1 pseudogene is annotated in these 1,640 nt (G+C 57.4%); it reads left to right on the forward strand.

The annotated features are described in order from the left end of the window. Positions 1 to 410 precede the first annotated feature (410 nt). A pseudogene (locus AB9K37_RS07265) lies at positions 411 to 1,283 on the forward strand (IS3 family transposase); the annotation flags it as partial. Positions 1,284 to 1,640: the final 357 nt, after the last annotated feature.

The raw sequence follows: 1,640 nt of genomic DNA on the forward strand, positions 1-1,640 counted from the left end.
CCAATCCCTTAGAACTGCAGCCAACCAATATCTCCAGAATTTCTAACCGAACCGTCCAGCCTCAGAGCCGTCTGCCCGTCCCAACCGCGCCTCAGCGCCGCCGGTGAGGGGCCTTCTACGGATACCTACAAAGAGTCGCAAGAGAAAAATCAAAAGAAAAACCAAAAAAAACAAAAAAAACCGCCAAACACACAAATGCGCCCAGCAAGCCCTCAAAACCCCGTCCCAAAACCATAAAGCTCAAACGAGACAACTCTGTGAAAAGCCAAACAAACAAAACACCCCGCCAAAGCCGAGAGCGAGAGGTCCAAGCGAGACCGCGCCTCCGGTCCTGAGCCGCGGCGTGAGAGGTGGTCGCGGGATTTCGGACCAGGTGTTAAGCTGTAGCGCCTGAGGAAGAACGCACAGAAATGACCAAACGGAAACGCTATTCGGCGGAGTTCGAAGCGAAGGTGGCTCTGGAAGCCATCCGCGAGGAGCTGACGACGGCCGAGTTGGCCAAGAAGTATGACATCCACCCCACCATGATCAGCGGCTGGAAACGGGCCGCGCTTGAGAACATGGCACAGGCCTTCAGTGGCCAGGCGACCGTTGAACCGATGATATCGGCGGCAGAGGTCGAAAAGCTGCACGCCAAGATCGGCCAGTTGGTCGTGGAACGGGATGCTCCGCAGCGCTTTCGCGGCCCCACTGGGGCCACGGTCGCTGCTACGATGTCGGAAGCCTCCAGTCTCATCCTCGGCACTGGAGGCAAAAAGCGGTGAAGAAAGACCATCCTGATCTCAGCGTCCGGCGGCAATGCAGCCTGCTGTCGTTGGCACGCTCGACCCTTTACTACCAGCCGCGCGGAGAACCTGAAGTTCATGGAAATCATCGACCGCCAGTTTCTGGAGACGCCGTGGTATGGGGCCCGGCAAATGGCCCGCCATATGCAGCGGCAGGGACATAAATGCGGGCGACATCGGGTCAGGCGGCCGATGAAACTCATGCGTTTGCTGTCGATCTACCAGGAGCCAAAGACCAGCAAGAAGCACCCGGAGCACAAGATATACCCATATCTTCTGAAGGACTTACCCATCACCCGACCCAATCAGGTCTGGTGTGCTGACATCAGCTACATCCCCATGCGCCGGGGATTTCTCTATCTCGTGGCTATCATGGACTGGCACAGCCGGAAGGTGCTGAGCTGGCGGCTCTCGAACAGCATGGACGCGGGGTTCTGCGTCGAGGCATTGAAAGACGCGCTGGCCCGATACGGCACCCACGAGATATTCAATACCGACAGTCATACGATTGGTGCCAGTTCCCGGGTGGTTTGACTCAAACACCGATCGACCTGACACGTGTCTTTCCCTGGACCTGTCGATCATCTGGGAACGCCTTGTGGCGAGCTTGCCTCAAAGGTGCGCCGTGACCCAAGAAGGGCCTGACCATCCGGTCTCATGACTGTCCTGTCCCTGCATTCCTTGAGGCGATGCTTGTTCTCTTGTCGCCGGAAAGGTTAGTGTCCGAGCACGTGGTGTAATTTCCGCACCGCCAACGGTGTAATCCCGGGTGGCCATCGAGGTGTATGGTCGAGGTGGAGTTTGACCGCTTCAACCACGAACCACACGGAGACCCCGATGACCAAAACCAACATG

This window comes from Donghicola sp. XS_ASV15 (genome assembly GCF_041224595.1).
In the GTDB taxonomy this organism is placed as follows: Bacteria; Pseudomonadota; Alphaproteobacteria; order Rhodobacterales; family Rhodobacteraceae; genus Donghicola.